Annotated in this window: 22 protein-coding genes and 1 pseudogene; 11 read left to right on the top strand and 12 right to left on the bottom strand. The window is 57.4% G+C overall.

Annotation, left to right across the window (positions count from 1 at the left end; translation table 11 throughout):
• The 3 genes and pseudogenes from EDF81_RS15255 to EDF81_RS15245 all read left to right on the top strand — a co-directional run bounded on the left by EDF81_RS15255 (position 1) and on the right by EDF81_RS15245 (position 2,032).
• On the top strand, positions 1-336 hold the full coding sequence (locus EDF81_RS15255) for a type II toxin-antitoxin system PrlF family antitoxin (protein ID WP_123348951.1): 336 nt from the start codon (positions 1-3) through the stop codon (positions 334-336).
• A 17-nt stretch (positions 337-353) separates the two neighbouring features.
• Positions 354-805 (top strand): annotated as a pseudogene (locus EDF81_RS15250) (type II toxin-antitoxin system YhaV family toxin).
• 102 nt (positions 806-907) lie between these two features.
• Positions 908-2,032, top strand: a complete 1,125-nt coding sequence (locus tag EDF81_RS15245) for a cupin domain-containing protein (RefSeq protein WP_123348950.1) — start codon at positions 908-910, stop codon at positions 2,030-2,032.
• Between the two features lie 2 nt (positions 2,033-2,034).
• Here EDF81_RS15245 and EDF81_RS15240 read toward each other — a convergent pair whose 3' ends face one another.
• From EDF81_RS15240 to EDF81_RS15230, 3 genes are read right to left on the bottom strand one after another with little or no spacing between them, the layout of a single operon-like run.
• Positions 2,035-2,796 carry an inositol monophosphatase gene (locus EDF81_RS15240; protein WP_123348949.1) on the bottom strand — a complete coding sequence of 254 codons (762 nt, stop codon included), beginning with the start codon at positions 2,794-2,796 and terminating at the stop codon, positions 2,035-2,037.
• A 10-nt stretch (positions 2,797-2,806) separates the two neighbouring features.
• Positions 2,807-3,820: a LacI family DNA-binding transcriptional regulator gene (locus tag EDF81_RS15235; RefSeq protein ID WP_404851493.1), complete on the bottom strand. Its 1,014-nt coding sequence runs from the start codon at positions 3,818-3,820 to the stop codon at positions 2,807-2,809.
• An 8-nt stretch (positions 3,821-3,828) separates the two neighbouring features.
• On the bottom strand, positions 3,829-4,599 hold the full coding sequence (locus EDF81_RS15230; protein ID WP_123348947.1) for an MBL fold metallo-hydrolase: 771 nt from the start codon (positions 4,597-4,599) through the stop codon (positions 3,829-3,831).
• Positions 4,600-4,762: 163 nt separating this feature from the next.
• On the opposite strand from EDF81_RS15230, the gene EDF81_RS15225 reads away from it, so the two are divergent.
• The 4 genes from EDF81_RS15225 to EDF81_RS15210 all read left to right on the top strand — a co-directional run bounded on the left by EDF81_RS15225 (position 4,763) and on the right by EDF81_RS15210 (position 8,682).
• A complete protein-coding gene (locus EDF81_RS15225; protein ID WP_123348946.1) occupies positions 4,763-5,776 on the top strand; it encodes an ABC transporter ATP-binding protein in 1,014 nt (337 codons plus the stop codon).
• A gap of 32 nt (positions 5,777-5,808) precedes the next feature.
• A complete protein-coding gene (locus EDF81_RS15220; protein WP_123348945.1) occupies positions 5,809-6,957 on the top strand; it encodes an extracellular solute-binding protein in 1,149 nt (382 codons plus the stop codon).
• 70 nt (positions 6,958-7,027) lie between these two features.
• Positions 7,028-7,861: an ABC transporter permease gene (locus tag EDF81_RS15215; protein WP_123348944.1), complete on the top strand. Its 834-nt coding sequence runs from the start codon at positions 7,028-7,030 to the stop codon at positions 7,859-7,861.
• Positions 7,858-8,682: an ABC transporter permease gene (locus EDF81_RS15210; RefSeq protein ID WP_123348943.1), complete on the top strand. Its 825-nt coding sequence runs from the start codon at positions 7,858-7,860 to the stop codon at positions 8,680-8,682. Before EDF81_RS15215 ends, EDF81_RS15210 begins: the two co-directional genes overlap by 4 nt.
• Before the next feature lie 142 nt (positions 8,683-8,824).
• Here the strand turns inward: EDF81_RS15210 and fecE are convergent, their stop codons facing one another.
• From fecE to EDF81_RS15170, 8 genes are all read right to left on the bottom strand, one after another.
• On the bottom strand, positions 8,825-9,592 hold the full coding sequence (gene fecE, locus EDF81_RS15205; RefSeq protein WP_123348942.1) for a Fe(3+) dicitrate ABC transporter ATP-binding protein FecE: 768 nt from the start codon (positions 9,590-9,592) through the stop codon (positions 8,825-8,827).
• Positions 9,593-10,549, bottom strand: a complete 957-nt coding sequence (gene fecD / locus EDF81_RS15200) for a Fe(3+) dicitrate ABC transporter permease subunit FecD (RefSeq protein ID WP_123348941.1) — start codon at positions 10,547-10,549, stop codon at positions 9,593-9,595.
• Positions 10,546-11,544 carry an iron-dicitrate ABC transporter permease FecC gene (gene fecC, locus EDF81_RS15195; protein WP_123348940.1) on the bottom strand — a complete coding sequence of 333 codons (999 nt, stop codon included), beginning with the start codon at positions 11,542-11,544 and terminating at the stop codon, positions 10,546-10,548. The genes fecD and fecC overlap by 4 nt, the downstream gene beginning before the upstream one ends.
• On the bottom strand, positions 11,541-12,443 hold the full coding sequence (locus EDF81_RS15190) for a Fe(3+) dicitrate ABC transporter substrate-binding protein FecB (protein ID WP_123348939.1): 903 nt from the start codon (positions 12,441-12,443) through the stop codon (positions 11,541-11,543). Before EDF81_RS15190 ends, fecC begins: the two co-directional genes overlap by 4 nt.
• Before the next feature lie 46 nt (positions 12,444-12,489).
• Positions 12,490-14,808, bottom strand: coding sequence for a TonB-dependent Fe(3+) dicitrate receptor FecA (gene fecA, locus EDF81_RS15185; protein ID WP_123348938.1), 2,319 nt, complete (start codon positions 14,806-14,808; stop codon positions 12,490-12,492).
• 89 nt (positions 14,809-14,897) lie between these two features.
• Entirely contained in the window at positions 14,898-15,851 is a 954-nt protein-coding gene (gene fecR, locus EDF81_RS15180; protein WP_123348937.1) for a ferric citrate uptake sigma factor regulator FecR, read from the bottom strand.
• The gene (gene fecI, locus EDF81_RS15175; RefSeq protein WP_123348936.1) at positions 15,848-16,369 is read right to left on the bottom strand and encodes a ferric citrate uptake sigma factor FecI; all 522 of its coding nucleotides are present in this window, start codon (positions 16,367-16,369) and stop codon (positions 15,848-15,850) included. Before fecI ends, fecR begins: the two co-directional genes overlap by 4 nt.
• 168 nt (positions 16,370-16,537) lie before the next feature.
• A complete protein-coding gene (locus tag EDF81_RS15170; protein WP_123348935.1) occupies positions 16,538-16,819 on the bottom strand; it encodes a YjcB family protein in 282 nt (93 codons plus the stop codon).
• 499 nt (positions 16,820-17,318) lie between these two features.
• Here EDF81_RS15170 and EDF81_RS15165 point away from each other — a divergent pair, with 499 nt between their 5' ends.
• Positions 17,319-18,896, top strand: coding sequence for an EAL domain-containing protein (locus EDF81_RS15165; RefSeq protein ID WP_123349073.1), 1,578 nt, complete (start codon positions 17,319-17,321; stop codon positions 18,894-18,896).
• On the opposite strand, the gene soxS is transcribed toward EDF81_RS15165, so the two are convergent.
• Entirely contained in the window at positions 18,883-19,230 is a 348-nt protein-coding gene (gene soxS / locus EDF81_RS15160; RefSeq protein WP_123348934.1) for a superoxide response transcriptional regulator SoxS, read from the bottom strand. The two genes, EDF81_RS15165 and soxS, sit on opposite strands and share 14 nt — an antisense overlap.
• Before the next feature lie 80 nt (positions 19,231-19,310).
• Here soxS and soxR point away from each other — a divergent pair, with 80 nt between their 5' ends.
• From soxR to ghxP, 3 genes are all read left to right on the top strand, one after another.
• Entirely contained in the window at positions 19,311-19,769 is a 459-nt protein-coding gene (soxR, locus tag EDF81_RS15155) for a redox-sensitive transcriptional activator SoxR (protein WP_123348933.1), read from the top strand.
• A 269-nt stretch (positions 19,770-20,038) separates the two neighbouring features.
• Positions 20,039-20,707: a glutathione S-transferase family protein gene (locus EDF81_RS15150; RefSeq protein WP_123348932.1), complete on the top strand. Its 669-nt coding sequence runs from the start codon at positions 20,039-20,041 to the stop codon at positions 20,705-20,707.
• A 305-nt stretch (positions 20,708-21,012) separates the two neighbouring features.
• Positions 21,013-22,362, top strand: a complete 1,350-nt coding sequence (gene ghxP, locus EDF81_RS15145; protein WP_123348931.1) for a guanine/hypoxanthine transporter GhxP — start codon at positions 21,013-21,015, stop codon at positions 22,360-22,362.
• The last annotated feature ends 50 nt before the right edge of the window (positions 22,363-22,412 follow it).

Here is a 22,412-nt window from a genome sequence, read left to right as displayed (position 1 = left end):
ATGCCGGCTTTTGCTCGTTATGATACGGCCCTGATGGTGGATTCGAAGGTGACTAGTCGTGGCCAGACGACTCTTCCGACGTCGGTACGTGAAGCCCTGAATCTGGAACCGGGTAAGGATCATATTCAGTACGAGATCCTGCCGGGGGGCAAGGTATTGCTCAGTCGTCTTGAGGACGAACAGGAGGATCCTGCTATGAATGCATTTCTGCAATTTCTTGATACGGATATTCAGCGCAATCCGCAGAATGTTCGCCCATTCGACATGTCCCGTGGTCGCGACCTGGCCGCGGGTATGGACGTGAACATTGATGATGAGATTAGCGACGACGAATAATGTAATTTCCGGGAACGATCAATGGGTGGACGCTCTATGCGCACCCTTGCTTTCTGGATACTTATAACGCACTGGTCAATGATGTCGAGGCGTTAAAAAGGAAGGATCCTGAAGGCTATCAAAAAAAAGCGCTGACTAAGCTGCTGGCCGTCGTCCATAAGGTCATGGAATCCTAAATCGCGGTGGATCCCGCATCGCCCTCGTTTCGTCATGGCACGACCCTTGGGTGCGGGAAAAAGAAAGACTGGTCCCGGGCAAAATTTGGCGCGGGCCGGTATCGGCTTTTTTCCGCTACAGCGAGAAAGAAAAGGTCATTGTTCTGGGATGGATGAACGATGCTAATACTCTCCAAACTTATAACAGTAAAACCGACGCCTATGCTGTGTTCGGTAAAATGCTGGACAAGGGCCATCCTCCCGCTGACTGGCTGACCTTACTCGACGAAGCAAAAGCTGCCTCTCGCCGCTAACGATCTCCGAAGAGAATACCTGCCCTTGACCCATGACAAAGCAGAGTCACCCCGCACCTCTTTATAATCATGCCCGTTTTGTCTTCTCACTGGTGTGAATCCATGGCGTATCAGCTCAGCATTAACTGGCCCGAATTTTTAGAAAAATACTGGCAAAAACAGCCAGTTGTATTAAAAAATGCCTTCCCCGGCTTTGTTGACCCGATCACGCCGGATGAGCTGGCGGGTCTGGCGATGGAGGCCGAAGTCGACAGCCGTCTGGTCAGTCATAAAGACGGTCAGTGGCAGGCCAGCAATGGTCCCTTCACCGACTTCGACGGGCTGGGCGAGACCGGCTGGTCGCTGCTGGCCCAGGCGGTAAACCACTGGCACGCGCCTTCTGCGGAGCTGGTGCGTCCGTTCCGCGCGCTGCCGGACTGGCGTCTGGACGATCTGATGATCTCCTTCTCGGTGCCGGGCGGCGGCGTGGGTCCGCATATCGATCAGTACGACGTGTTTATTATTCAGGGGATGGGCAGCCGTCGCTGGCGCGTAGGCGACAAGCTGCCGATGCGTCAGTTCTGTCCGCATCCGGCGCTGCTGCATGTCGATCCCTTCCCGCCGATTATCGATGAAGACCTGGAGCCGGGCGATATTCTCTATATTCCGCCAGGATTCCCGCACGACGGCTTTACCCATGAGACGGCCCTCAACTACTCGGTGGGTTTCCGTGGTCCGAACGGTCGGGATCTGATCAGTAGCTTCGCCGACTATGCGCTGGAAAACGATCTCGGCGGCGAGCACTACAGCGATCCGGATTTAACCAGCCGCGAACATCCGGGCCGGGTTGAAGAGTATGAACTCGATCGTCTGCGCAGCATGATGATCGACATGATCAAACAGCCGGAAGATTTTAAGCAGTGGTTTGGCCGTTTTGTGACGACGCCGCGTCACGAGCTGGATATTGCCCCGGTTGAACCGCCGTATACGACAGACGAAGTGGTTGATGCGCTGCAGGCCGGTGAGATGCTGAATCGCCTGAGCGGCCTGCGGGTACTGGAGATTGGCGGTAGCTTCTTTATCCACAGCGAGCGTCATGACACTGTCGATGCGCAGGCGATGGACGTGCTGTGTCGTTTTACCGAAGTTGCCCCGGAACAGCTTGGCGAAGCGCTTAACAACCCGGCGTTCGTCGCCGAACTGACCGGGCTGATTAACCAGGGCTACTGGTTCTTCGACGAAGAGTAAGGCTACCCCAGCAGCAGCGGCGTTAGTCGCTGCTGCACCTCAGGACATGCCGCCCATACCGGATTTCCCTGCAGCAGATTCGCATCGGCGTGGGACAGGTTATGTACGCCTCCGGCCTCGGCGATCAGCAGCAGCCCGGCAAGGGCATCCCAGCAGTTTAAATGCGCCTCGTAGTAGCCGTGAACCTGGCCCGCCGCAACGTGGGCCAGCATCAGCGCACCCGCGCCGAATCGGCGATACTCAATCCCTTTATCCAGCAGCGCCTCAAGGGTCTGGACATAGCTGTGCGCCGACGTGCGGCTGGAGCGACCCAGGCCAATCACCACCGCATCGGGGGAGGGCTCTTTGACGATTAGCCGCTGGTCGTTTAGCCAGGTACCCTGACCGGCTGCGGCAAAAAAGAACTCGTCGCGATCCGGGGCGAAAATAATACCCAGTTCAATTCGATTCTGTCGAACGTAGGCGACGGAGATACACCAGTAGTCCATCCCCAGAATAAAATTACTGGTGCCGTCGATGGGATCGATCACCCAGACGCCTTCTTCACCCTGCGTCAGGCCGCTCTCTTCCCCGAGAAAACCGTCCTGCGGCCGATGGGTACGCAGCCAGACTTTAAGCTCCTGCTCAACGTACAGATCGGCTTCTGAGACAAAATCCTGGCGCGCTTTCTGATCGATGCGCAGTCCGTTATCGCGCAGACGCTGCGCCTCTGCGCCAAGCCTGCGGATAAGCTCGCACAGGGCGCGCTGTTGTTCTGCTGTCATGGTCTGTTCCTTAGCGTATTTGCGGTGACGTCCGGCGATGGATTAATGACACCTTAACCCATTCCGTGACCGAAGGCTGCTGCGGGTGCATGGCCCGATCCAGTACCCGGATCAGCGCCAGACGGGAAATCTCCGCGATATCCTGATCCAGGGTGGTGAGCTGGTAGCTGTGCTGGGCCGTGGTCGGCGTATTGTCAAAACCGATCAGGTGAAAGTCGTCCGGGGCCTCTTTTCCCTGCTGGCGCATCCCGTCAAGAAAACCGCAGGCCAGCTGGGCGTTGGCGCAGAAAATGCCCTCCAGCGCGTCACCGGGAGGTGAGACAAGCGCGGCCTGTCGCCCGCCTTCGTAGCCTTCCTGTTCCGCTACCCGATGATGCAGGTCGCGGTCGGTATCGACTCCGGCGCCGCACAACGCGGCCTGAAACGCCTCGCCGCGCATCAGACCGGCCCAGGTGGAATCCCGATTATTCAGCCAGCCAAAGCGACGGCAGCCCACACGCAGAAGCTGTTCCGCCGCCAGATCTGCACCGGTCTGGTTGTCGGAGCAGATAAAATCGACAAACGGAATATCCGGCTGGCGGTTAATGCCGACAACGGGGATTTGGTGCTGGACGCACTCGTTCACAATCGCCGCCGGGGGTTTGCCGGAGGTGACGATAACGCCGGAAACGCGAAACTGAGTAAAGCGGCGCAGGGTCTGAGCCAGATCCTCTTCGCCGGTAATCTCCGTCACCAGCGCCTGGTATCCCCGACGCTGGATCTCCTTCAGCAGTCCATCAAGCAGCGCGCTGCGAAAGGGATCGCCGATGCGGGCGACGATCACCCCGATCAGATGGCTGCGCTGGCGGTTAAGTCCCTGTGCCAGAAAATTGACCTGGTAGCCCAGATCCTGCGCGGCTTTTAATACCTTTTCCCGGGTCGCCGGAGATATGCTGCCGTTATTGCTTAATGCCCGGGACACCACGGCGCGCGAGACGCCTGCGCGGGTGGCGACGTCCTGAGCCGTGACCGTCTGTTTACGCAGTGGCGGGGTCAAAATGCGCTTACTCCCGTGACCGGATTTGTCAGGCTTAGATCGCATTGCAGCCCGTCCTTGCTGACAAACAGACCGGCGTGGGCCAGGCAGGCATTTTCGAGAGAAGGGATTGCCGCATCATAGCAGTGATACAGCCCAAGCGCCGGAAGCGCGAGCTGGTTAAACAGCGCCAGGCAGCCGGGGAAATCACCGTGAGAGGCATCATTCGCCAGCGGCTCCAGGGAGGCACACTCCTGGAAGGCCAGGCTGGCGTTATGCATGAGCGCCACAGAGGCCGGGGTCGGGCGACCATCGCCGCTGTAAAACAGGCTCTGTTCGCCCTGAGTAATACGTATCGCACGGTTAGGGATCTCATGCTGCGACAGTGCGGTCTGGATCTGCCAGCCGCACCATGTCCAGGCGTCCTGCGTATCCTGCCAGTCGATGGCAAAGCACAGGTCGATGTCTGGCCAGTTGGCAAGCGATGCGAGCTGCATCAGTACCGGGCGCTGTTCCGGCTGGGAGTAGATGGTCAGCGGCTTGCTGCGACCAAAGCTTTTCCACTGGTTCAGCAGAGCGGTCAGGCCAGTACAGTGATCCGGGTGAACGTGGGTAAAGTAGACAGCGTCAATGGCGTTGACATCCAGCCGACGCTGCCAGAGCGCACGCGGGATCGTCGGCCCACAGTCGATTAACCACTGGTTATTTTCATCGTCGCTAATTCGTATCGCCGAGGTATTTTGCCGTAAAGAGAACGCGCTACCGCAGCCCAGCACATCGATTTTCATTTGTGTCACCAAAATTATCGCTGACTTAATCAAATTGTCACAAATACCCGACAAAGTAGGCTCACATAATGTCGATGCAACGTTGCATTTTTTTTACAGCAGGATGAACACGTGTTCATCACTTTAAAAATGTAGCCCAACAGTGAAGATTCGGGTGCCGCAGATGAGTTATTTACAGATCCAGCAGTTAAAAATCAGCTATGGCGATAACGTGGTGCTTCACGATATCGATTTAGCGGTCAATAAAGGGGAAATGATCGCCCTGCTGGGACCATCCGGCTGCGGAAAAACCACGCTTCTCAATGCATTATGCGGTTTTATCCCGGTGCGTTCCGGTTCTATTGCTATTGACGGACGGAATATCACCACTTGTGCGCCGGAGCAGCGAAATATCACGATGGTATTTCAGAGTTATGCGCTGTGGCCCCACTTTACGGTGGCACAGAATATTGGCTACGGCCTGAAGGTGCGTAAATGGAATAAGCCCGCCATTGCTAAACGGGTCGCGGAATTATTAGAGATCGTCAATCTGGGTGGCCTTGCTGATATTAAGGTTACCGCACTGTCCGGCGGCCAGCGTCAGCGTGTTGCGCTGGCCAGAGCTCTGGCTATCGAGCCGGATGTGCTGGTACTTGATGAGCCGCTTTCCAACCTCGACGCCAAAGTCAGGCTGAACGTGCGCCATGAAATCAAATCCCTGCAGAAAAAGCTCGGTTTCACCTCGCTTATCGTCACCCACGACCAGCAGGAAGCGCTGGTGATGGCCGATCGCATCGCCGTAATGCATCAGGGACATATCGAACAGCTGGGCACGCCGGAGGCGATTTATCACCGCCCGGCGACGCCGTTTATTGCCGATTTTATGGGGGCGGAAAACCGTCTTCACAGTGCCGGACTGGTCGCGCATCAGGCGACGAGTCTGGAAAAAGATAAAGTTATCTATTTCCGTAGTTCCGACGTCGCCATTCATAGCGCCTCCGACGCCTGTGCGTCGGAAGGGCTGCTGCTGGATGGCGTGGTTGAGCAGAGCGCGTTCCTGGGCCACCAGTACCGACACAGCGTGCGCTGCAATGACCAGACACTGCTGGCCGACTCCGTTCGTAGCTGGCCGGTGAATGCGCCGGTCAGGCTGCACGTGCCGACGCCCGCGCTGCATATTTTTGCTGCTTCCTTGTAACGACATCACCTTACTTAATCCTGGGGATAATCATGTTTGCGAAAACCAAAGCTGCCGTTATGGCCTCTGTGTGTCTGGGGTTTGCCGTTCACGCGGCACAGGCGGAAACCGTCTTAAACGTTGCCACTGCCGGTGACCAGAATATGGCGGACTACGTCAAAACCTGGCTGGGTCCGAAATTTGAAGCCGCGCATCCGGGCGTAAAAGTACAGGTTATCGGGACCGGACCGGGCGATGCCGGGTCCAATAAGATCATGGAAAAGCTGGTGGCGCAGAAAGAGAGCGGCGCGGCAACCTGGGATATTGACGTGGCCGTAGTGCACCAGAAAACCGGTGGCGACCTGGTCGAAAAAGGCCTGCTGGCGAAATACCGCCAGGATATTAAAACCGGTTCGCTCGTCTCCTCTGAAAACGCCAAAAATGCGCTTGGGGTGAACGTTGACGGCTATGTGATGCCGATGTTCCTCAGCCAGACGGCGATTGCCTGGAACAGCGATCTGATGAAAACGCCGCCGGCTTCTTACGATGAGCTGGTGAAGTGGGCGGAGAAAAATCCAAAAGCCTTCGGTTACAACGGTATTAAGAACGGTATGTCCGGCGTCAGCTTTGTAGTGGGCTGGATGTACGCTTACGGCACCGATGCGGAGCGCCTCTCTGCGCTGCCTTACGATAAAGGCGTGGAGAAAAACTGGGGTGAAGCCTGGACGAAGCTGAAAGCCTTCAATAACAACGTGACCTTTACGCCAGGTAATGCCGGAACCCTGGATATGCTTAGCCGCGGTGAAATCGCGATGGGGCCGGTCTGGGTTGATATGTTCTATAGCTGGAAAGATCAGGGCAAGCTGCCGCCGTCCATCAAGCTGACGCTGATTGCGCCAGGGATGCCCGGCCAGCCGATGTACTACGTCACCCCGACAAAGGCCGCTCAGCCAGAACTGGCACGCGAATTTATTGCGCTGGCAACCAGCCCGGAAGTGCAGGCGGAAGGGATTGTGAAGCAGTTTAACTGGTATCCGGGTATCGATGCGGAGCAGGTGAAAGGTCATCTTGATGCGGCAAGCTGGCAGAAACTGTTTGCTGAAATCTCGCCAGAAGCACTGACCAAATACGGCAAAAGTTTCCCAATCGCTCCTTACTTTGATGACATCAAAGAGGGTTATGAGCGTCAGGTTTCCAACTAATTGTTCGTCTGCTCAGGCTAGCCGCTGGCTGGCCTGAGCGTTTTCTGTCTTTTACTCAATCAGGTAGTCCATGCGTCTGTCGATAAAATATTATCTGCTGGTGGGGCCGGCCGCGCTGATGACGGCGGTGTTGTTTTTATATCCGCTCGCGTTTTCGCTGATATCGGCCTTTACCACCGATAGCCAACGGTTCACCTTTGCCAACTTCCGTAAAATGGCTGAGCTTTACTCCACCGATATCCTGTTTACGGTGGTGATTGTGCTGGTCTCGGTGGCGCTGCTGGCCTGCCTGTCGATTCTGCTCTCGGCCCTGATTGTGCTGTCACCCTATCGCGGCATTGTCCGCTGGCTGGCCTTTTTATACCGCCTGCCGCTGTTTATTCCCTTTATTGTCGCGGCGCAGATGATGCGCACTTTCCTGGCAAAAAACGGCCTGATGAACAATGCCCTGGTGGCAACGGGCCTGCTGACGCCGATGGATACCGTCTCCTGGCTGGGCTGGACAGGGATTATTATTACCTTCGTCTGGAAACAGCTGGCCTTTGCCACGCTGCTTATCTCCGGCGCGATGGCCGCGCTCGATCAGTCCCAAATCCTGGCGGCGAAGAATCTGGGCGCGTCCGGCGTGCGTATTCTGTTTGATATTATTCTGCCCCAGGTGCTGCCAACGGTGGGCGTGGCGCTGGTGCTGTCGACCGTGACCATGATGTCGGTGCTGTCGGTGCCGATGATGATTGGCACCGGCACCCCGACCATGATGACCGTGGATATGGCGTTCCGCGTTAACTCCTACGGCGATTACGGCGTGGCGAATGCGATGGGGATTGTCTCTTACCTGATCTGCGCCGGGCTCTCCTGGTTTTATCTGCGCCACAGCCTGCGCCAGAAAGGAGCTCAGGCATGACGGTATCGATTTTCAAACGCCTGCGGGCCAGTCTGTTTTTCCAGACGCTCTTTCTGATCCTGCTGGTGCTGGCGCTGTTCGGACCGATCCTCAACCTGCTGATCTGGACCGTTGCCGAAAGCTGGTTCTTCCCGAATACGCTGCCGAGCCAGTGGGGACTGAAGTACTGGTATCAGGTCTTCAGCCCGTATAGCGATGTGTCCGGCTCGCTGTTGACCAGTATCCTGATCGCGCTGCTGGTGGTGGTGGTATGCCTGCTGATTTCGATCCCGGCGGGCTACGCCCTGTCGCGAAAAGCGATGCCGTTTCGCGTCTTCTTTATGCTGCTGTTCCTGATCCCACAGGCCTTTCCGAACCTGACGGTGTATATGAATATTGCCCGTCTGTTCTATCAATGGGGGCTGAACGGCACCATCGCAGGCGTGGTGCTGGTCCACAGCGTTCACGGGCTGATGTTCTCCATCTGGATCTGCGTTGCCGCATTCTCCTCCGTCGACCCGCTGCTGGCGCGCGCCTCGCGTAATCTGGGTGCCGGACCGGTTTACACCTTTTTCCACATCGTACTGCCACAGGCGATGCCGGGAATAGTGGCCGCCAGCATCTTTGTCTTTCTGGAATCGCTGGATGAGTTTACCGGCACCTTCTTTGTCGGTGCGCCGGACGTCACCACGCTGCCGATTCTGCTGTATAACGCCAGTATGTCGGGCAACTACCAGGTCTCATCCATTACTGCGCTGATCCTGCTGGTGCCGTCGATTCTGTTTATGCTGGTGATCCATAAATTTATGCGCCCGGAAATGCTGGCGAAGCTGGGGAAATAGAGGCCTTTGACATCCCCCCGATGTCAGGGGTAAATTGCCTTGGTTAGATGCGAACTGTTTTACCCCGCCAGAGTTACCTGCTCTGCCACGGGACATAAAAAGACCGACCTCACCCGTCGGTTTTTTTATGTCTGTATCTTTGTTACTCCACCACGCACATCGGCCTGCCGGACACCGGCTCGGGGTGGATCTGCGCCTCGATACTGAAGACCTGACGCAGCAGCGCGGGCTGCATCACCTGCTCCGGCGTGCCCTCGGCCATCACCTTCCCGCCGGACAGCACCACCAGGTGGTCGCAGTAGCGGCTGGCCTGATTAAGGTCGTGCAGCACGGCAACCACCGTTTTTCCGGCGAGATTCAGCTCGCGCATCAGCTTCATCAGCTCGACCTGGTGATTGATATCGAGCCAGGTGGTGGGCTCATCCAGTAGCACAATTGGTGTATCCTGGGCCAGGATCATGGCCAGAAAAGCGCGCTGGCGCTGGCCGCCGGAGAGGTCGGTTAGCCGCTGTTCGGCCAGGTGTAGGGTCTGGGTTTTATCCAGCGCCGCGTCCACTCGCTGCCAGTCATCCGCCGATAATCTGCCCCACAGCGGCAGCCAGGGGCTGCGTCCGTAGGAGACCAGCTCGCGAACGGTGATCCCCTCCGGGGTCATATGCTGCTGCGGTAGCAGGGCCAGATGCCGGGAAAGCTGGCGCTGACTCAGATCGGCTAATTTACCGTTATTGAGCATTATCGTGCCTGATTCAGGCGTGATTAGCCGCGAAAGACACTTCAATAGCGTCGATTTCCCACAGCCGTTGGGGCCAAGCAGGGCGGTAATTTTCCCGGCGGGCAGGGTCAGCGACAGCCCGTCAAGGATGCGCGTCTTGCCGTATCCGGCGGTCATGTTTTCTGTTTTCAGTTCCATTTAACGCATTCTCACTAACAGCCAGATAAACCAGGGCGCGCCAATAATGGCCGTCAGCACACCGGCAGGCAGCTCCATGGGCGGGCGCAGGGTGCGTGCCAGTAGATCCGCCAGCAGTAGGACCGCGCCGCCCATCGCCGCCGACATTGGCAGGAGCCAGCGATGACGTCCACCGACCAGACGGCGCACCAGGTGCGGGACCACCAGGCTGATAAAGCCAACCGGGCCGCAGATGGCAACACAGGTAGCCGACAGCGCCACCGCCAGTACGATCCCGCCGATTTGTACCCGCTGGAGTCGTACACCCAGCGTGCTGGCCCGTTCGTCGCCAAGCGCCAGCAGATCCAGATCGCGGCACAGGCGCAGACTTAGGGGAAGCAGCAGCGCCAGTACAGGCAGGGCAACGACGACAAATGACCAGTCGCGTCCCCACAGGCTGCCCGTCAGCCACAGCAGGGCATTGTTTACATCCTGCGGGCGCGACAGCATCAGGTAATCCGTCAGGCTGGCCCAGGTGGCCGACAGGGCCACGCCGGTTAAGGCCAGCCGCATTGGACGCGCGGTTCCGGCAAGCACAAACAGCAGCAGCATCGCTGCCATTCCACCGACAAAGGCCAGCAGCGGCAGCCAGAATAACGACAGACCTGGTAGCAACAGCAGGGCGCTGACGGTGGCCAGACTGGCGGCATGATTGACGCCGAGAATATCCGGCGAGGCCAGCGGATTGCGGACAATCCCCTGCACCAGCACGCCGGAGACCGCCAGCGCCGCGCCGACAAAAAGGGCCAGCAGCACGCGCGGTAGCCGGTACTGCATCAGGACATAGTGATGTTCATCGCCAGGCTGCCAGCCGCTGACCAGCGCCGACCAGGGGAGCGGTATCGCCCCCATTTGCAGAGACAGAGCCACTAGCAGTGCCAGCGTGAGAAGCAACGCATACGGCATCAGGGTTTTCATCCGCGCCTCCTGACCAGCCAGACAAAACAGGGCGCGCCGATCAGCGCCAGCACCGCACCGGCGGGCAGTTCGCCCGGCCAGGCCAGCGCCCGCGACAGGACATCGGCCAGCAGCATGACGGTCGCACCAAGCAGCATACTCATCGGCAGCATCCGACGCTGGTCATGGCCCACCCACAGACGCGCCAGGTGCGGCATTAGCAGGCCGAGAAAGGCCACCGGCCCGGCGACGCTCACGCAGGTGCCGACCAACAGCAGAACAGCCAGATTAACGGCGATCCGTAGCCGGGTGAGATTAACGCCCAGGGTGTGTGCGGCAGCATCGCTGACGTTAAGCAGATTCAGCTGATTCGCCAGCAGCAGCATGGCGGGCGCGAGGACCACCACAAAGGGAAACAGCTGCCAGAACTCGGCCCAGCGCACGTGAGAAACGCCGCCCGCCAGCCAGTAAAAGATGCCAAAGGCGTGATCTTCTGCCAGCAGCAGCGTAATACGGGTTAAAGCCATGCAGAGCGCGGAGAGGGCGATCCCGGCCAGGATCAGTCGATGACGATCCCAGGTCTGGCGCCAGGCACCGCCGGCCATCATCACCAGCAGCCAGCTGATGCCGCCGCCGCAGGCGGCAATGACCGCAATAGAGTAGCCCGCCAGCGGCGCAGGGCTGAGGGCGCTGGTCAAGGCCATCGCCAGCGCGGCACCGCTGTTGATCCCCACCAGGGACGGCGAGGCCAGCGGATTATGGGTCAGGGTTTGCAGCAGGGCACCGGCCAGCGCCAGGCTGCCGCCCAGCAGCAGTGCGACCAGGCTGCGCGGCAGACGCAGGTTTTGCACCAGCGCTTCGGGCAGCGGCGGTGACGGCTGAAACAGCAGGGCGTGTAGCGCGTTTAGCGGCGGGATAGGGATTGCCGACCAGCTAAACAGGCTTAGCCAGAACGCACCGGCCAGCGCCACAAGGGGTAATCCCCACCTCAGAAGTGGATGAAGCCTGGGTTTCATTTCACGGCATCAAGCGGCTGATGATGGACAATGTTAACCATATCCCCACCGATACGCTCGGCGGCAAAGATCCCGCGCATCCGGGCCCAGGTATTGCTGTCGACCGCGGCAACCTGCTGTTTCTGTCCGGCCTGCAGCATCTGCCACAGGGCGTCCTGCTGCCATTTTTTGACGATGCTCTCCTCGCGGTAGTGGGCGACAATCAGCCACTCCGGATTAATCGCCAGCAGCTGTTCCAGGTTAATGGACGGCATCGACGCCTGGCCTGTTGGTTCCGGTACTTTCAGCCCCAGCGCGGTAAGCACGCTGCCGGTATAGGTGTCGCGGGTATGCAGATTGAACTGCTGTTCGCGGGACGTGCCGAACACCACGTTTGTCCCGGCGGGCAGCTGGCGGGCGAAGTCGGCCATCCGCTGACGGTGCAGGGCCAGACGTTTCTGCATCTGTGCGTCTTTACCCAGTACCTTGCCGATAATCGCCGCCGACTGCAGGTTCTCTGCGTAGGTTTCATTGCGTGATTTGAGCAGCAGGACCGGGGCAATTTTCTTCAGCGCGTCGTAGATACCGGCATGCCGGCTGCTGTCGGCGATGATCAGGTCCGGCTTCAGGGCGCTGATCGCTTCCAGGCTTGGCTGGGCGCGGGTGCCGACCGACTGCCAGGGTTTCAGATGTGCGCGGACATCGGCAAGAATACGGGACGGATCGTTATCATCAGCGATGCCAACCGGGCTGATATCCACGGCGGCCAGGGCGTCGGCAAAGGAGAGCTCCAGCACCACAACCCGTGAAGGGGACTGCGCCAGGGTAAAGTCTCCCTTCTCGTCCTTTACCGTGACCGCCTGAACCTGGCTGGCGCTAAACAGCAGGGCCAGCAAAAGAGTACGAATCAGAATAAACATAGCTATCTCCAGAAACAGAAAGGCCGGGCAAATGCCCGGCACAGGTTCAGAACTTCACAGAGCCCTGCATATAGAGGGTGCGTGGCTGTCCGGCGTAGAGGCCTTTGTTGTTATCCTCGTACGAACGGGTGTAGTAGTCGTGATCGAAGATATTCTTCACGCCGAAGGCCAGATTGAGGTGGGCCATCTCCGGGCCGAAGTCGTAGGCTACGCGTGCACCCCACAGCATATAGCCCGGAATACGCCCGGTGCTGCCGTTTGCACTTTCGGCCCAGGTGTTGGCGTTATCGGCGAACTGGCTGGACTGGAAGTCGCTGTTCAGGTTGAAGGTCCAGCTTCCGGGCGTATAGTCAACGCCGAAGGTGCCTTTATGTTTCGGCGAGAACGGCACCTGATTGCCGTAGGTGTCTCCCTTTTCGCGGATCTTCGCATCAACATACGCATAGCTGGCGTACACAGAGACGTTTTCCAGCGTGTCCGTCATATCGCCGAGATCGTAACGCAGCTTGCTTTCCATCCCGGTATGGCGGGTTTTACCGCGTGCGGTGACGGTGTTATCGGTCTGGTTAGAGTCGTACTGGTGATCGAAGTTGATCAGGAACAGCCCGACTTCAGCACTTAGCGCCCCGTTGTCGTATCGGCTGCCGAGCTCCCAGGTTCGCGCTTTTTCCGGTTCCACATCGCCGCTTTGCACAGCCTTGCCAATTTGACTGTACTGTACGGTGCCGAACGAGCCTTCTGTGTTGGCATAGAGATTCCAGCTGTCAGTAACGTGATAAAGGATATTGAGGGCCGGAAGCGGAGCGTTATAGCTCACGTCCTGGCGTTTCTGTTTCCGCAGATCTTCCTGATAAGACTCAATATGTTCGAAACGCATGCCCGGCGTGATGGTCCAGTTGCCGACATCAATACGGTCATCAAGATACCAGGCGTGCGCTTCGGTGCCGGAACGGCTGTTGCGATCCCGGGCGCTGGAGGTATCGGGCAGCTGACCGCTGGTGGCTGCGGTGTAATAGCGCATTTCATGGGTGGATTCATTCACGTAGCGATAGCCGACGCCCACTTCATGCGCGGACGAACCGAGCATAAAGCTCTGGCTGTAGCGTGGTTCGATCCCGCGTACCCAGTATTCACGCGGTGACAGAGTGATAATGTCCTTTTGATCCAGATAGCCGCTGCGCAAGGTATGGGTATAGAAGCCCTGAACATTGAACTTATGCTGACTGTCCGGCGCAAACTGATAGCCGACGCTGGCGAGCTGACGACGGCCCCAGAAACGGTCATACGGGCGGGTGGATTGCCAGCGGTCGGCGTTGTAGTCGGCGCGTGACAGGCCGCCAGGCATATCCGCTTCCCCGTCGTAGTACTGCAGCAGGCTGTTAAAGGTATGCACCTCGTTCGGGGCATACTTGCTTTTCAGCATCACATCGTCGATACGGGTGGCGCTGTGCTCGCGCCAGTCGCTACCGCGGGTGCCGGAATAGAGCAGCGCGGTCCCGAAGCCGTTATCCGCCGTGCCGCCAATCAGCAGATTGTGCGTTTCTTTTGGATTGTTTTGCGACGAGCGCGGGCTGAGCTGACCTTCAACCCCGGCTTCAATACCGAAATCCTGCGGAATGGCGCGGGTCACGAAGTTCACCACGCCGCCAACGCTTTGCGGTCCGTAGCGCACGGCCCCGCCGCCGCGAACCACGTCGATGGCGTCCATATTACCCAGCGAGATTGGCGCCAGGGAGAGCTGCGGCTGGCCGTAGGGCGCAAAGGGAACCGGAATACCGTCCATCAGAACGGTTGAACGGCTGGCAAGACGCGGGTTGAGGCCGCGAATACCGAAGTTCATCGCCAGGTCATGGCTACCGGTGCCGTTATTTTCCGGGGCGTTAACGCCGGGAATACGGTGCAGCGCTTCGCGCATGGTGGCCGCGCCGGTTTTGGCGAAATCCTCGCGGCGGACCACATCGCGGGCGCCGGCGTGTTCGAACACGTCATTTTCGCGGGCTTCGCCCAGCCAGTCGCCGACAACCGTCAGGGATTCTTCCGCTGATTCAGGTGCAGGTTCCAGCGTCCAGCTGTTGTCACCCAGCGATTTAATCCGCAGACCGCTACCGGCCAGCAGCGCCTGTAAACCGTTGGCAATCTCATAGTCGCCGTGCAGGCCGTTGCTGTGTTTGCCCCGGGTCAGGCTGGCGTCCGACGCCAGAGCGATCCCGCTGGCGGCAGCATACTGGTTAAGGGCTTTATCGAGATCGCCTGCGGCGATGTCGTAGCGTATCGCGGCCAGGGCTGAGAACGAAGCCAGCCCGAGCAGCGGGAGCAGACTTAAGCGGATTGCCGTCACCAAAGGTGTTGTCTTACGAAGCGTCATTACGTCTCCATCATCATTTTTATTTGGTATTCAGGTATGAAGTCGTATGAGGGAAAGAAAAGGGACAATTGAAAATGAGAATTTTTTCGCTATCGCGGTGAAACCTGCACCCAGTAACGGGTAACCGACTGAATTCTTACGGGTAATGTCTGCGCAATAATGTTGAGGATGGCATCGGTGTCCTTCAGGGGAAAAGTGCCACTCAGGCGCAACCCGGCGACGGCCGGATCGCAGCGCAGTACGCCCCGGCGATAGCGGGCGAGCGTCGCAATCACCTCACCCAGCGGCCGATCGCTAACGCTCAGTAAGCCCTGCACCCAGCTTCCCGCTTCGTCATTAAGCGGCTGAATATCTTCAAAACCGCTGGCGCTAAAGCGCAGGCTCTGGCCCTGCTGGACCACCCGTTTCTGCGTGGGGTCGCTTGCCCGCGCCACTTCAACCGCATGTTCATGAACGTCGAGCCGGGTTTCACTCTCCTGCTGATGGACCGTAAAGCGGGTGCCCAGCGCCGTCAGCGTGCCGTCGTGGGTACGTACGCGGAAAGGCCGCTGCTGGCTATCTTTCCCGGTAGTCATGGCGATTTCGCCGTACCACAGGTGAATCAGGCGCTGCCGGGTATCAAAACGAACGTCTACCGCGCTGTCGGTATTGAGAGTCAGAAGGGTGCCATCATCGAGATGCTGCTGGCGAACCTCGCCTTTAGCCGTGCGGTAGTCTGCGCGCAGGCCGGTGCCGGTATCGGAGTGCCAGAGCTGCCAGCTGCTGCCGATGCCGAGCAACAGCACCAGTCCTTTAAGCACGTGGCGACGAGTGATGGCGGTATCCTGCAGGGCGCGGCTGGCGACGTTGCCCGGCACCCGGTCTATCTGATGGCGCAGGTTCTCTACCTGCTGCCAGGCCCACTGGTTATCCTGATGTCGGTCGATCCACTGCTGCCAGCGGGCTTCCTGCTGCGGGCTAACCTGACCCGCGCTTAAGACGGCGTACCACTGGGATGCGGAGCGTAACGCCTGCCGACGTGCATCGGTGAGCGGCGTCTTCACAGCCCCTGCTCCAGACGAAACAGCAGGCAGTGCTCGGTGGCTTTCGCCACGTATTTTTTCACCGAGCTGACCGAGACCGACAGACGCTGCGCGATCTCGTTATAGGTGAGTCCTTCCAACTGAGAGAGCAGAAACGCCTGCCGCGCCTTCGCGCTGAGCCCGTCGAGCATCCGGTCGATTTGCTGCAGGGTTTCCAGCTGGGATTGATGCAGCTCCGGCGACGGAGCCAGGGCTTCCGGCAGCTGAGCCAGCATCTCCAGATACGCTTTTTCCAGCGCGTGGCGACGGAACAGATCCACCATCACCCGTTTGGCAATGGTACAAAGAAAGGATTTGGGATCGCGAATGGCGGCCAGTGATTCGCCGTTCATCACCCGCAGAAAGGTATCCTGGGCCACGTCGTCCGCGTCAAAGGCAGAGTGTAGCTTGCGCGTCAGCCAGTGTTTCAGCCAGCCATGATGCTCGCCATAAAGCGATTCAAGCGTAAAGTGTGCGGACGCTGCGGAGTGGTCAGACATAGCCGGATAGTACTAAAAGTTAATAGTCACGGCGTTATGTTAATATGAGAATGGTTCTCATTACAATTGAAATGCAAACGTCGTTGCATTTATTAAAGGGTAAAAACGGCTAAGTGCTTACTTTGCATAAAAAAACAGCGCTTCATTTTTTGAAGCGCTGTTATACCCTCAGGTGATCACCATCGGCCAGTCGGGTGGTGTCTGGCTCATGATTTCTACCATCAGGACTTTCATATTTCCCCAGATCGCATCGACCTCGACCATATTGATGCCCAGCAGACCGGTGGCAAACCAGCAGGCGGCGGCAACGCCCAGCGTACTGCTGATGACCGCCAGGCCGATATAGTCGGATTTTCGAAACCGGATATTCAGGGTGCTGGCCAGAAACATCAGCACTGCGCTTAACAGCGGCCAGCGAAAGAGCAGAACGCCGGTCGTAATGGTAGCCATGAAACCTAACCTCAGAAGATAACAGGGGCCAGCAACAGCGCGGCACACGGCGGCTATCGGAGGCGTTAATCAGGGGAAGAATGAAACGATGTCTTTGCTTGTATCGTTTTGTGAACTCTATCACATTTGGTGTTTTATTAGCCAGTGAAAAGAGAGGGAGAAAGTCTGTTTTTTCATCATTTATGCCGTTCAACAGTTATTGCTCGACGGAAAACATTGCTCTTCTGTAAGATTGCCTGGCGAAAAGAGAATTCGGTCTTTTAAGGCTATTTAAAAAACGTTTTTTCCAGGATTATTCTCACCCTAATAAAAACTAAAGGCGTACTTTTAGTTTGCCTTACGGGCAAATATTATCGTCATAACCAAATATTAGGATGAGGTAGCGAAAAGTCGGTTGCTAATGTTGGGTGTTTCATGCAACGTAACCGTCTGTTTATGTATAGCAACGCGTGCAGCCTGTCGATTACAGGCACATTTAATGCAGGGATATTGGGCGAAAATGAATCGTAGCGCACTGCGCAGGCTGCTGAGAATCGTCGGGGTTATTCTGGTAACGTCCCTGCCGATAGTGCTGGCCTTATGGTTTGCCCAGTTACGAGCCGTAAGTGAAACCAGCAGTCAGTTAGGTTCATTTTCCGATCTGGTTTTGAATAAAACCGAGGCGGTTGTTCATCAGGCCGATCTGGCCCGCGAGGCGGCGGAAAAATATCAGGGTGATATTTGTTCTGAAGCCCATCAAGAAAACATGCTTAATATTATTCGTGGGCGTTTATATGTCGACGATCTTATTTATGCGCAGGGTCAGCATTTTATATGTTCGACGGTAAGCAAACCGTCACAGCCTTATATGATGGCGGAGCCGGATTATCGCCGCTCACCGAATATTTCGATCTATTATTATCGTGATATCCCCCTTTACCCCGGCTACCGGATGACGTATTTACAGCGGGGTCATTACGCGGTGGCGATTAACCCGCTCTCGTTTAGCGAAGTGATGACCAACGATCCTGCGCTGGTCTACGGCGTCTATGATACGGTTACCGGCGCTCTGTTTTCAGCCAGCGAATCCGCCGATGCCCGGCATCTGCGTGAACTGGCCCATCAGGAAGCCTCCGCTTTCCAGCAGGACGGGCGTTTTTACACCATTACCCGTTCGGCGAAGCGCCCGATTGCGGTCATTGTGGCCACCACGCAGGCCCGCTTTTATCAAAACCTCTGGCACCAGGTTGCCCTGACGCTACCGCTGGGCATTCTCTGCAGCATTTTACTGCTGCTGGTCTGGTCCCGAACACGGCGGGAGTTTAACTCTCCCCGGCGCAGGCTACAGCGCGCGCTTGATCGACGGCAGCTTCGGCTCCATTACCAGCCCATTATCGATATTAAAAATAATACCTGCGTGGGGGCTGAAGCATTATTACGCTGGCCGGGATTTAACGGCCAGGTGATGAGCCCGGCGGAATTTATCCCGCTGGCGGAAAACGAGGGAATGATTGAACGTATTACGGATTATGTGGTTGAAGAAGTCTTCACTGATTTAGGTAGCTATCTCTCCGCCCATCCCGGGATCTATATCTCCATTAATCTCTCCGCCGCTGATTTTCACTCTCCACGACTGATCTCTCTGATCACGGATAAAGCGCAGGAGTATTCCGTCCGTACTCAGCAGATCAAAATCGAAGTGACCGAACGTGGCTTTATCGACGTGCCGAAAACCACGCCGGTGATCCAGGCGTTCCGCCAGGCCGGGTATGAGGTTGCTATCGATGATTTCGGTACCGGCTACTCAAATCTGCACAACCTCTACTCGCTGAACGTGGATATCCTGAAAATCGATAAGTCATTTATCGATACGCTGGCGACCAACAGCACCAGCCATCTGATCGCTGAGCATATTATTGAGATGGCGCAGAGCCTGCGGCTGAAGACGATTGCGGAAGGGGTGGAAACCGCTGAGCAGGTGAACTGGCTGCTCAAGCGCGGTGTGCAGTATTGTCAGGGGTGGCACTTCGCCAAAGCGATGCCACCGCAGGACTTTACCGGCTGGCTATTACAGTACGCGGTGCTCAGTACGAAGTAGCCTGCATCGACGACGGATTATGGCGATAGTCGCTCGGCGTCCGGTCGAACTCCCTGCGGAATACCCGGGAAAAGGTTTGCTGCGATACGTAGCCTAAGTCCATCGCGATATCGAAAATCGGACGGCGGGTGGTGCGCAACGCTTCCGCCGCCAGCAGCAGCCGGCGCTGGCGAATGTAGTCGCCCAGCGTCTGGTGCATCACCGCACGGAACATCCGCTGCAGATACCATTTTGAATACCCGGATTTCGCGGCGACCACGTCAATGTTAAGGGGTTGATCGATATGTTCATCAATCCATTCAATAAGCGTTTGAATAATTGCCTGATGGGACATAAACCGGCCTCTTTACTGGATTCGTCGTTTTGTCTGCGGGCGAGTATAATTCCTCAAGTTAACTTGAGGTAAAGCGATTTATGGAAAAGAAATCAACGCGAATTAAAACCCTGCTGACGCCGGGCGAGGTGGCAAAACGCTGTGGGGTGGCGGTGTCAGCCCTGCATTTCTATGAAAGCAAAGGGTTGATCAAAAGTACGCGCAACGCCGGTAATCAGCGACGTTATCGACGCGATGTGCTGCGTTCTGTGGCGATCATTAAAATTGCCCAACGGATTGGCATCCCGCTGGCGACCATCGGCGAGGCGTTTGGCGTCCTGCCTGAAGGTCAGCCGCTGAACGCAAAAGAGTGGGCGAAGCTCTCCTCGCTCTGGCGCGAGGAGCTTGATCGGCGCATTCATACGATGGTGGCGCTGCGGGATCAGCTCGACGGCTGTATTGGCTGCGGCTGCCTGTCGCGGCGCGACTGTCCGCTGCGCAACCCGGAAGATAAGCTGGGTGAGCGCGGTACCGGTGCACGACTGCTGGAAGAGGATTAAGGGAATGTAAAAAAACTAAAGCGCCCAACTGGGGCGCTTTAGTCGTTCCGGTCTTTGTCTTTCGCTCTATCCCGCCTGCGTGCGGGAGGGTTTCCCCCGACATCAACACCCCTCAATCGAGCAATCTGGAGGTTCCGGATTGTGCTGACAACTTAAGTCTGGCACAGACCCGCAGAATCGCCAGTGAGCGGTGATTTTTTCGCCATAATTTTTTTCACTATCAGGAACGGTTTCCTATAGTTATTCAGAATAACGAGAAGGAGAGCATTATGCTGACGGTACACCATCTGAACCAATCTCGCTCCCAGCGTATCTTATGGGCGCTTGAAGAGTTGAATCTGCCTTACAAACTGGTGCGCTATCAGCGTGAGAGCAACATGCTGGCACCGGAGGCGCTAAAGAAAGTGCATCCGCTGGGGAAATCCCCGGTGCTGGAAGATAACGGCCTGGTGCTGGCGGAGTCAGGGGCGATCCTCGAATATCTGCAGGAAACCTACGACCCGGATGGCCATTTCAGGCCGCAGGAGCCTGCTGACCGACAGCTGTACCGCTTCTGGCTGCACTATGCCGAAGGGTCATTAATGCCTTTATTGCTGATTAAGCTGGTCCTGGGCCGTTTCGGTAAACCGCCGGTGCCCTTCGGGTTGCGCACGCTCGGCGGGGCGCTGGGGAAGGGCGTGCAAAAAGCCTGGCTTAACGGGCAGATTAAGACCCATGCCCGGTTTATCGAATCCCATCTTGCCGGGCAGCCCTGGTTTGCCGGGGAGCAGCTGAGCATGGCCGATGTTCAGATGACCTTCCCGGTGTTTGCGCTGCTGGCCCGCGGCGAGGCGGGTGACCTGCCGAATATTGAGGCCTGGCGGGAGAGGATTGAACGTCGTCCCGGCTGGCAGCGTGCTATTCAGCAGGGCGGACCGTTCGAGCTGCCGGGCGCATAATCTTTGCCAAAACGTTAGCAGATTGCGCATAAACGATAACGTTTGCGCATTCTTTGGCTACTTCTTCATCACCCTCTGTTATTTTTCGCGAAAACCGGCAAAGTTCAGTTGAAAAGAGGGGGCTTCGGGCAGGATAATCGTTTGCCTTTTTTTGACACACCGTTTTGTATACGCGGAGCTAAACGTTTGCTTTTTCGCGTCGCCCCCTGGCGCACCGATGTAGCACAAGGAGATGACGTTTCGCTGGCAGTGGATTGTCCATCACGTATACGACGAAAAATAAAAAACTCTCAGGGGATGTTTCTATGTCTACGCCTTCAGCGCGTACCGGCGGTTCACTCGACGCCTGGTTTAAAGTATCTGCTCGTGGCAGCACCGTCCGTCAGGAAGTGGTTGCCGGCTTAACCACCTTCCTGGCGATGGTCTATTCCGTTATCGTTGTTCCGGGCATGTTAGGTAAAGCGGGCTTCCCGCCGGCGGCCGTCTTTGTTGCGACCTGCCTGGTCGCGGGTCTTGGTTCTATTCTGATGGGCCTGTGGGCAAACCTGCCGCTGGCCATCGGCTGCGCCATTTCACTCACCGCCTTTACCGCCTTCAGCCTGGTGCTGGGGCAGCAGATCAGCATTCCGGTGGCGCTGGGCGCCGTCTTCCTGATGGGCGTGCTGTTTACCGTGATCTCCGCAACCGGCATTCGTAGCTGGATCCTGCGCAACCTGCCCCAGGGCGTTGCGCACGGTACCGGTATCGGTATCGGCCTGTTCCTGCTGCTGATCGCCGCGAACGGCGTCGGTCTGGTGGTGAAAAACCCGCTGGACGGCCTGCCGGTGGCGCTGGGTCACTTCGCCAGCTTCCCGGTGATTATGTCCCTGATTGGTCTGGCGATGATTATCGGTCTGGAAAAACTGAAAGTACCGGGCGGCATCCTGCTGACCATCATCGGTATTTCCATCGTCGGCCTGATTTTCGATCCGAACGTGCACTTCTCCGGGATTTTCGCGATGCCGTCCCTGAGCGATGAGAACGGCAACTCCCTGATCGGCAGTCTCGATATTATGGGCGCGCTGAACCCCATCGTCCTGCCAAGCGTGCTGGCGCTGGTGATGACGGCGGTATTTGATGCCACCGGCACCATCCGTGCGGTCGCCGGTCAGGCGAACCTGCTGGATAAAGACGGCCAGATTGTTAACGGCGGCAAAGCGCTGACCACTGACTCCCTGAGCAGCGTCTTCTCCGGCCTGGTGGGCGCGGCTCCGGCGGCGGTCTATATCGAATCGGCAGCCGGTACGGCAGCGGGTGGTAAAACCGGTCTGACGGCAATCACCGTGGGTGTGCTGTTCCTGCTGATCCTGTTCCTCTCTCCGCTCTCTTATCTGGTTCCGGCTTATGCAACGGCACCCGCGCTGATGTACGTCGGCCTGCTGATGCTGAGCAACGTCGCGAAAATCGACTTCAGCGACTTTGTTGATGCGATGGCGGGCCTGATCACAGCGGTGTTTATCGTCCTGACCTGCAACATTGTGACCGGGATTATGATCGGTTTCGCCTCGCTGGTGATTGGCCGCGTGGTGTCCGGTGAGTGGCGTAAGCTGAACATCGGCACCGTGGTTATCGCGATTGCGCTGGTAGCATTCTACGCGGGCGGCTGGGCTATCTAAGGCTCACTACCCACAAAAACGGGTGGCTTTGGCCGCCCGTTTTGCCATTT

The sequence above is a fragment of the Enterobacter sp. BIGb0383 genome (assembly GCF_003751845.1).
Classification (GTDB): domain Bacteria; phylum Pseudomonadota; class Gammaproteobacteria; order Enterobacterales; family Enterobacteriaceae; genus BIGb0383.
Note: the sequence above shows the minus strand (reverse complement) of the source record. Positions and strands in the feature narration are given on the sequence as shown.

Excerpts from the sequence above, each read along its gene's own strand:
- EDF81_RS15255 (WP_123348951.1), top strand. The coding sequence starts at position 1 with ATGCCGGCTTTTGCTCGTTATGATACGGCCCTGATGGTGGATTCGAAG.
- EDF81_RS15245 (WP_123348950.1), top strand. The coding sequence starts at position 908 with ATGGCGTATCAGCTCAGCATTAACTGGCCCGAATTTTTAGAAAAATAC.
- EDF81_RS15240 (WP_123348949.1), bottom strand. The coding sequence starts at position 2,796 with ATGACAGCAGAACAACAGCGCGCCCTGTGCGAGCTTATCCGCAGGCTT.
- EDF81_RS15230 (WP_123348947.1), bottom strand. The coding sequence starts at position 4,599 with ATGAAAATCGATGTGCTGGGCTGCGGTAGCGCGTTCTCTTTACGGCAA.
- EDF81_RS15225 (WP_123348946.1), top strand. The coding sequence starts at position 4,763 with ATGAGTTATTTACAGATCCAGCAGTTAAAAATCAGCTATGGCGATAAC.
- EDF81_RS15220 (WP_123348945.1), top strand. The coding sequence starts at position 5,809 with ATGTTTGCGAAAACCAAAGCTGCCGTTATGGCCTCTGTGTGTCTGGGG.
- EDF81_RS15215 (WP_123348944.1), top strand. The coding sequence starts at position 7,028 with ATGCGTCTGTCGATAAAATATTATCTGCTGGTGGGGCCGGCCGCGCTG.
- EDF81_RS15210 (WP_123348943.1), top strand. The coding sequence starts at position 7,858 with ATGACGGTATCGATTTTCAAACGCCTGCGGGCCAGTCTGTTTTTCCAG.
- fecE (WP_123348942.1), bottom strand. The coding sequence starts at position 9,592 with ATGGAACTGAAAACAGAAAACATGACCGCCGGATACGGCAAGACGCGC.
- fecD (WP_123348941.1), bottom strand. The coding sequence starts at position 10,549 with ATGAAAACCCTGATGCCGTATGCGTTGCTTCTCACGCTGGCACTGCTA.
- fecC (WP_123348940.1), bottom strand. The coding sequence starts at position 11,544 with ATGAAACCCAGGCTTCATCCACTTCTGAGGTGGGGATTACCCCTTGTG.
- EDF81_RS15190 (WP_123348939.1), bottom strand. The coding sequence starts at position 12,443 with ATGTTTATTCTGATTCGTACTCTTTTGCTGGCCCTGCTGTTTAGCGCC.
- fecA (WP_123348938.1), bottom strand. The coding sequence starts at position 14,808 with ATGACGCTTCGTAAGACAACACCTTTGGTGACGGCAATCCGCTTAAGT.
- fecI (WP_123348936.1), bottom strand. The coding sequence starts at position 16,369 with ATGTCTGACCACTCCGCAGCGTCCGCACACTTTACGCTTGAATCGCTT.
- EDF81_RS15170 (WP_123348935.1), bottom strand. The coding sequence starts at position 16,819 with ATGGCTACCATTACGACCGGCGTTCTGCTCTTTCGCTGGCCGCTGTTA.
- EDF81_RS15165 (WP_123349073.1), top strand. The coding sequence starts at position 17,319 with ATGAATCGTAGCGCACTGCGCAGGCTGCTGAGAATCGTCGGGGTTATT.
- soxS (WP_123348934.1), bottom strand. The coding sequence starts at position 19,230 with ATGTCCCATCAGGCAATTATTCAAACGCTTATTGAATGGATTGATGAA.
- soxR (WP_123348933.1), top strand. The coding sequence starts at position 19,311 with ATGGAAAAGAAATCAACGCGAATTAAAACCCTGCTGACGCCGGGCGAG.
- EDF81_RS15150 (WP_123348932.1), top strand. The coding sequence starts at position 20,039 with ATGCTGACGGTACACCATCTGAACCAATCTCGCTCCCAGCGTATCTTA.
- ghxP (WP_123348931.1), top strand. The coding sequence starts at position 21,013 with ATGTCTACGCCTTCAGCGCGTACCGGCGGTTCACTCGACGCCTGGTTT.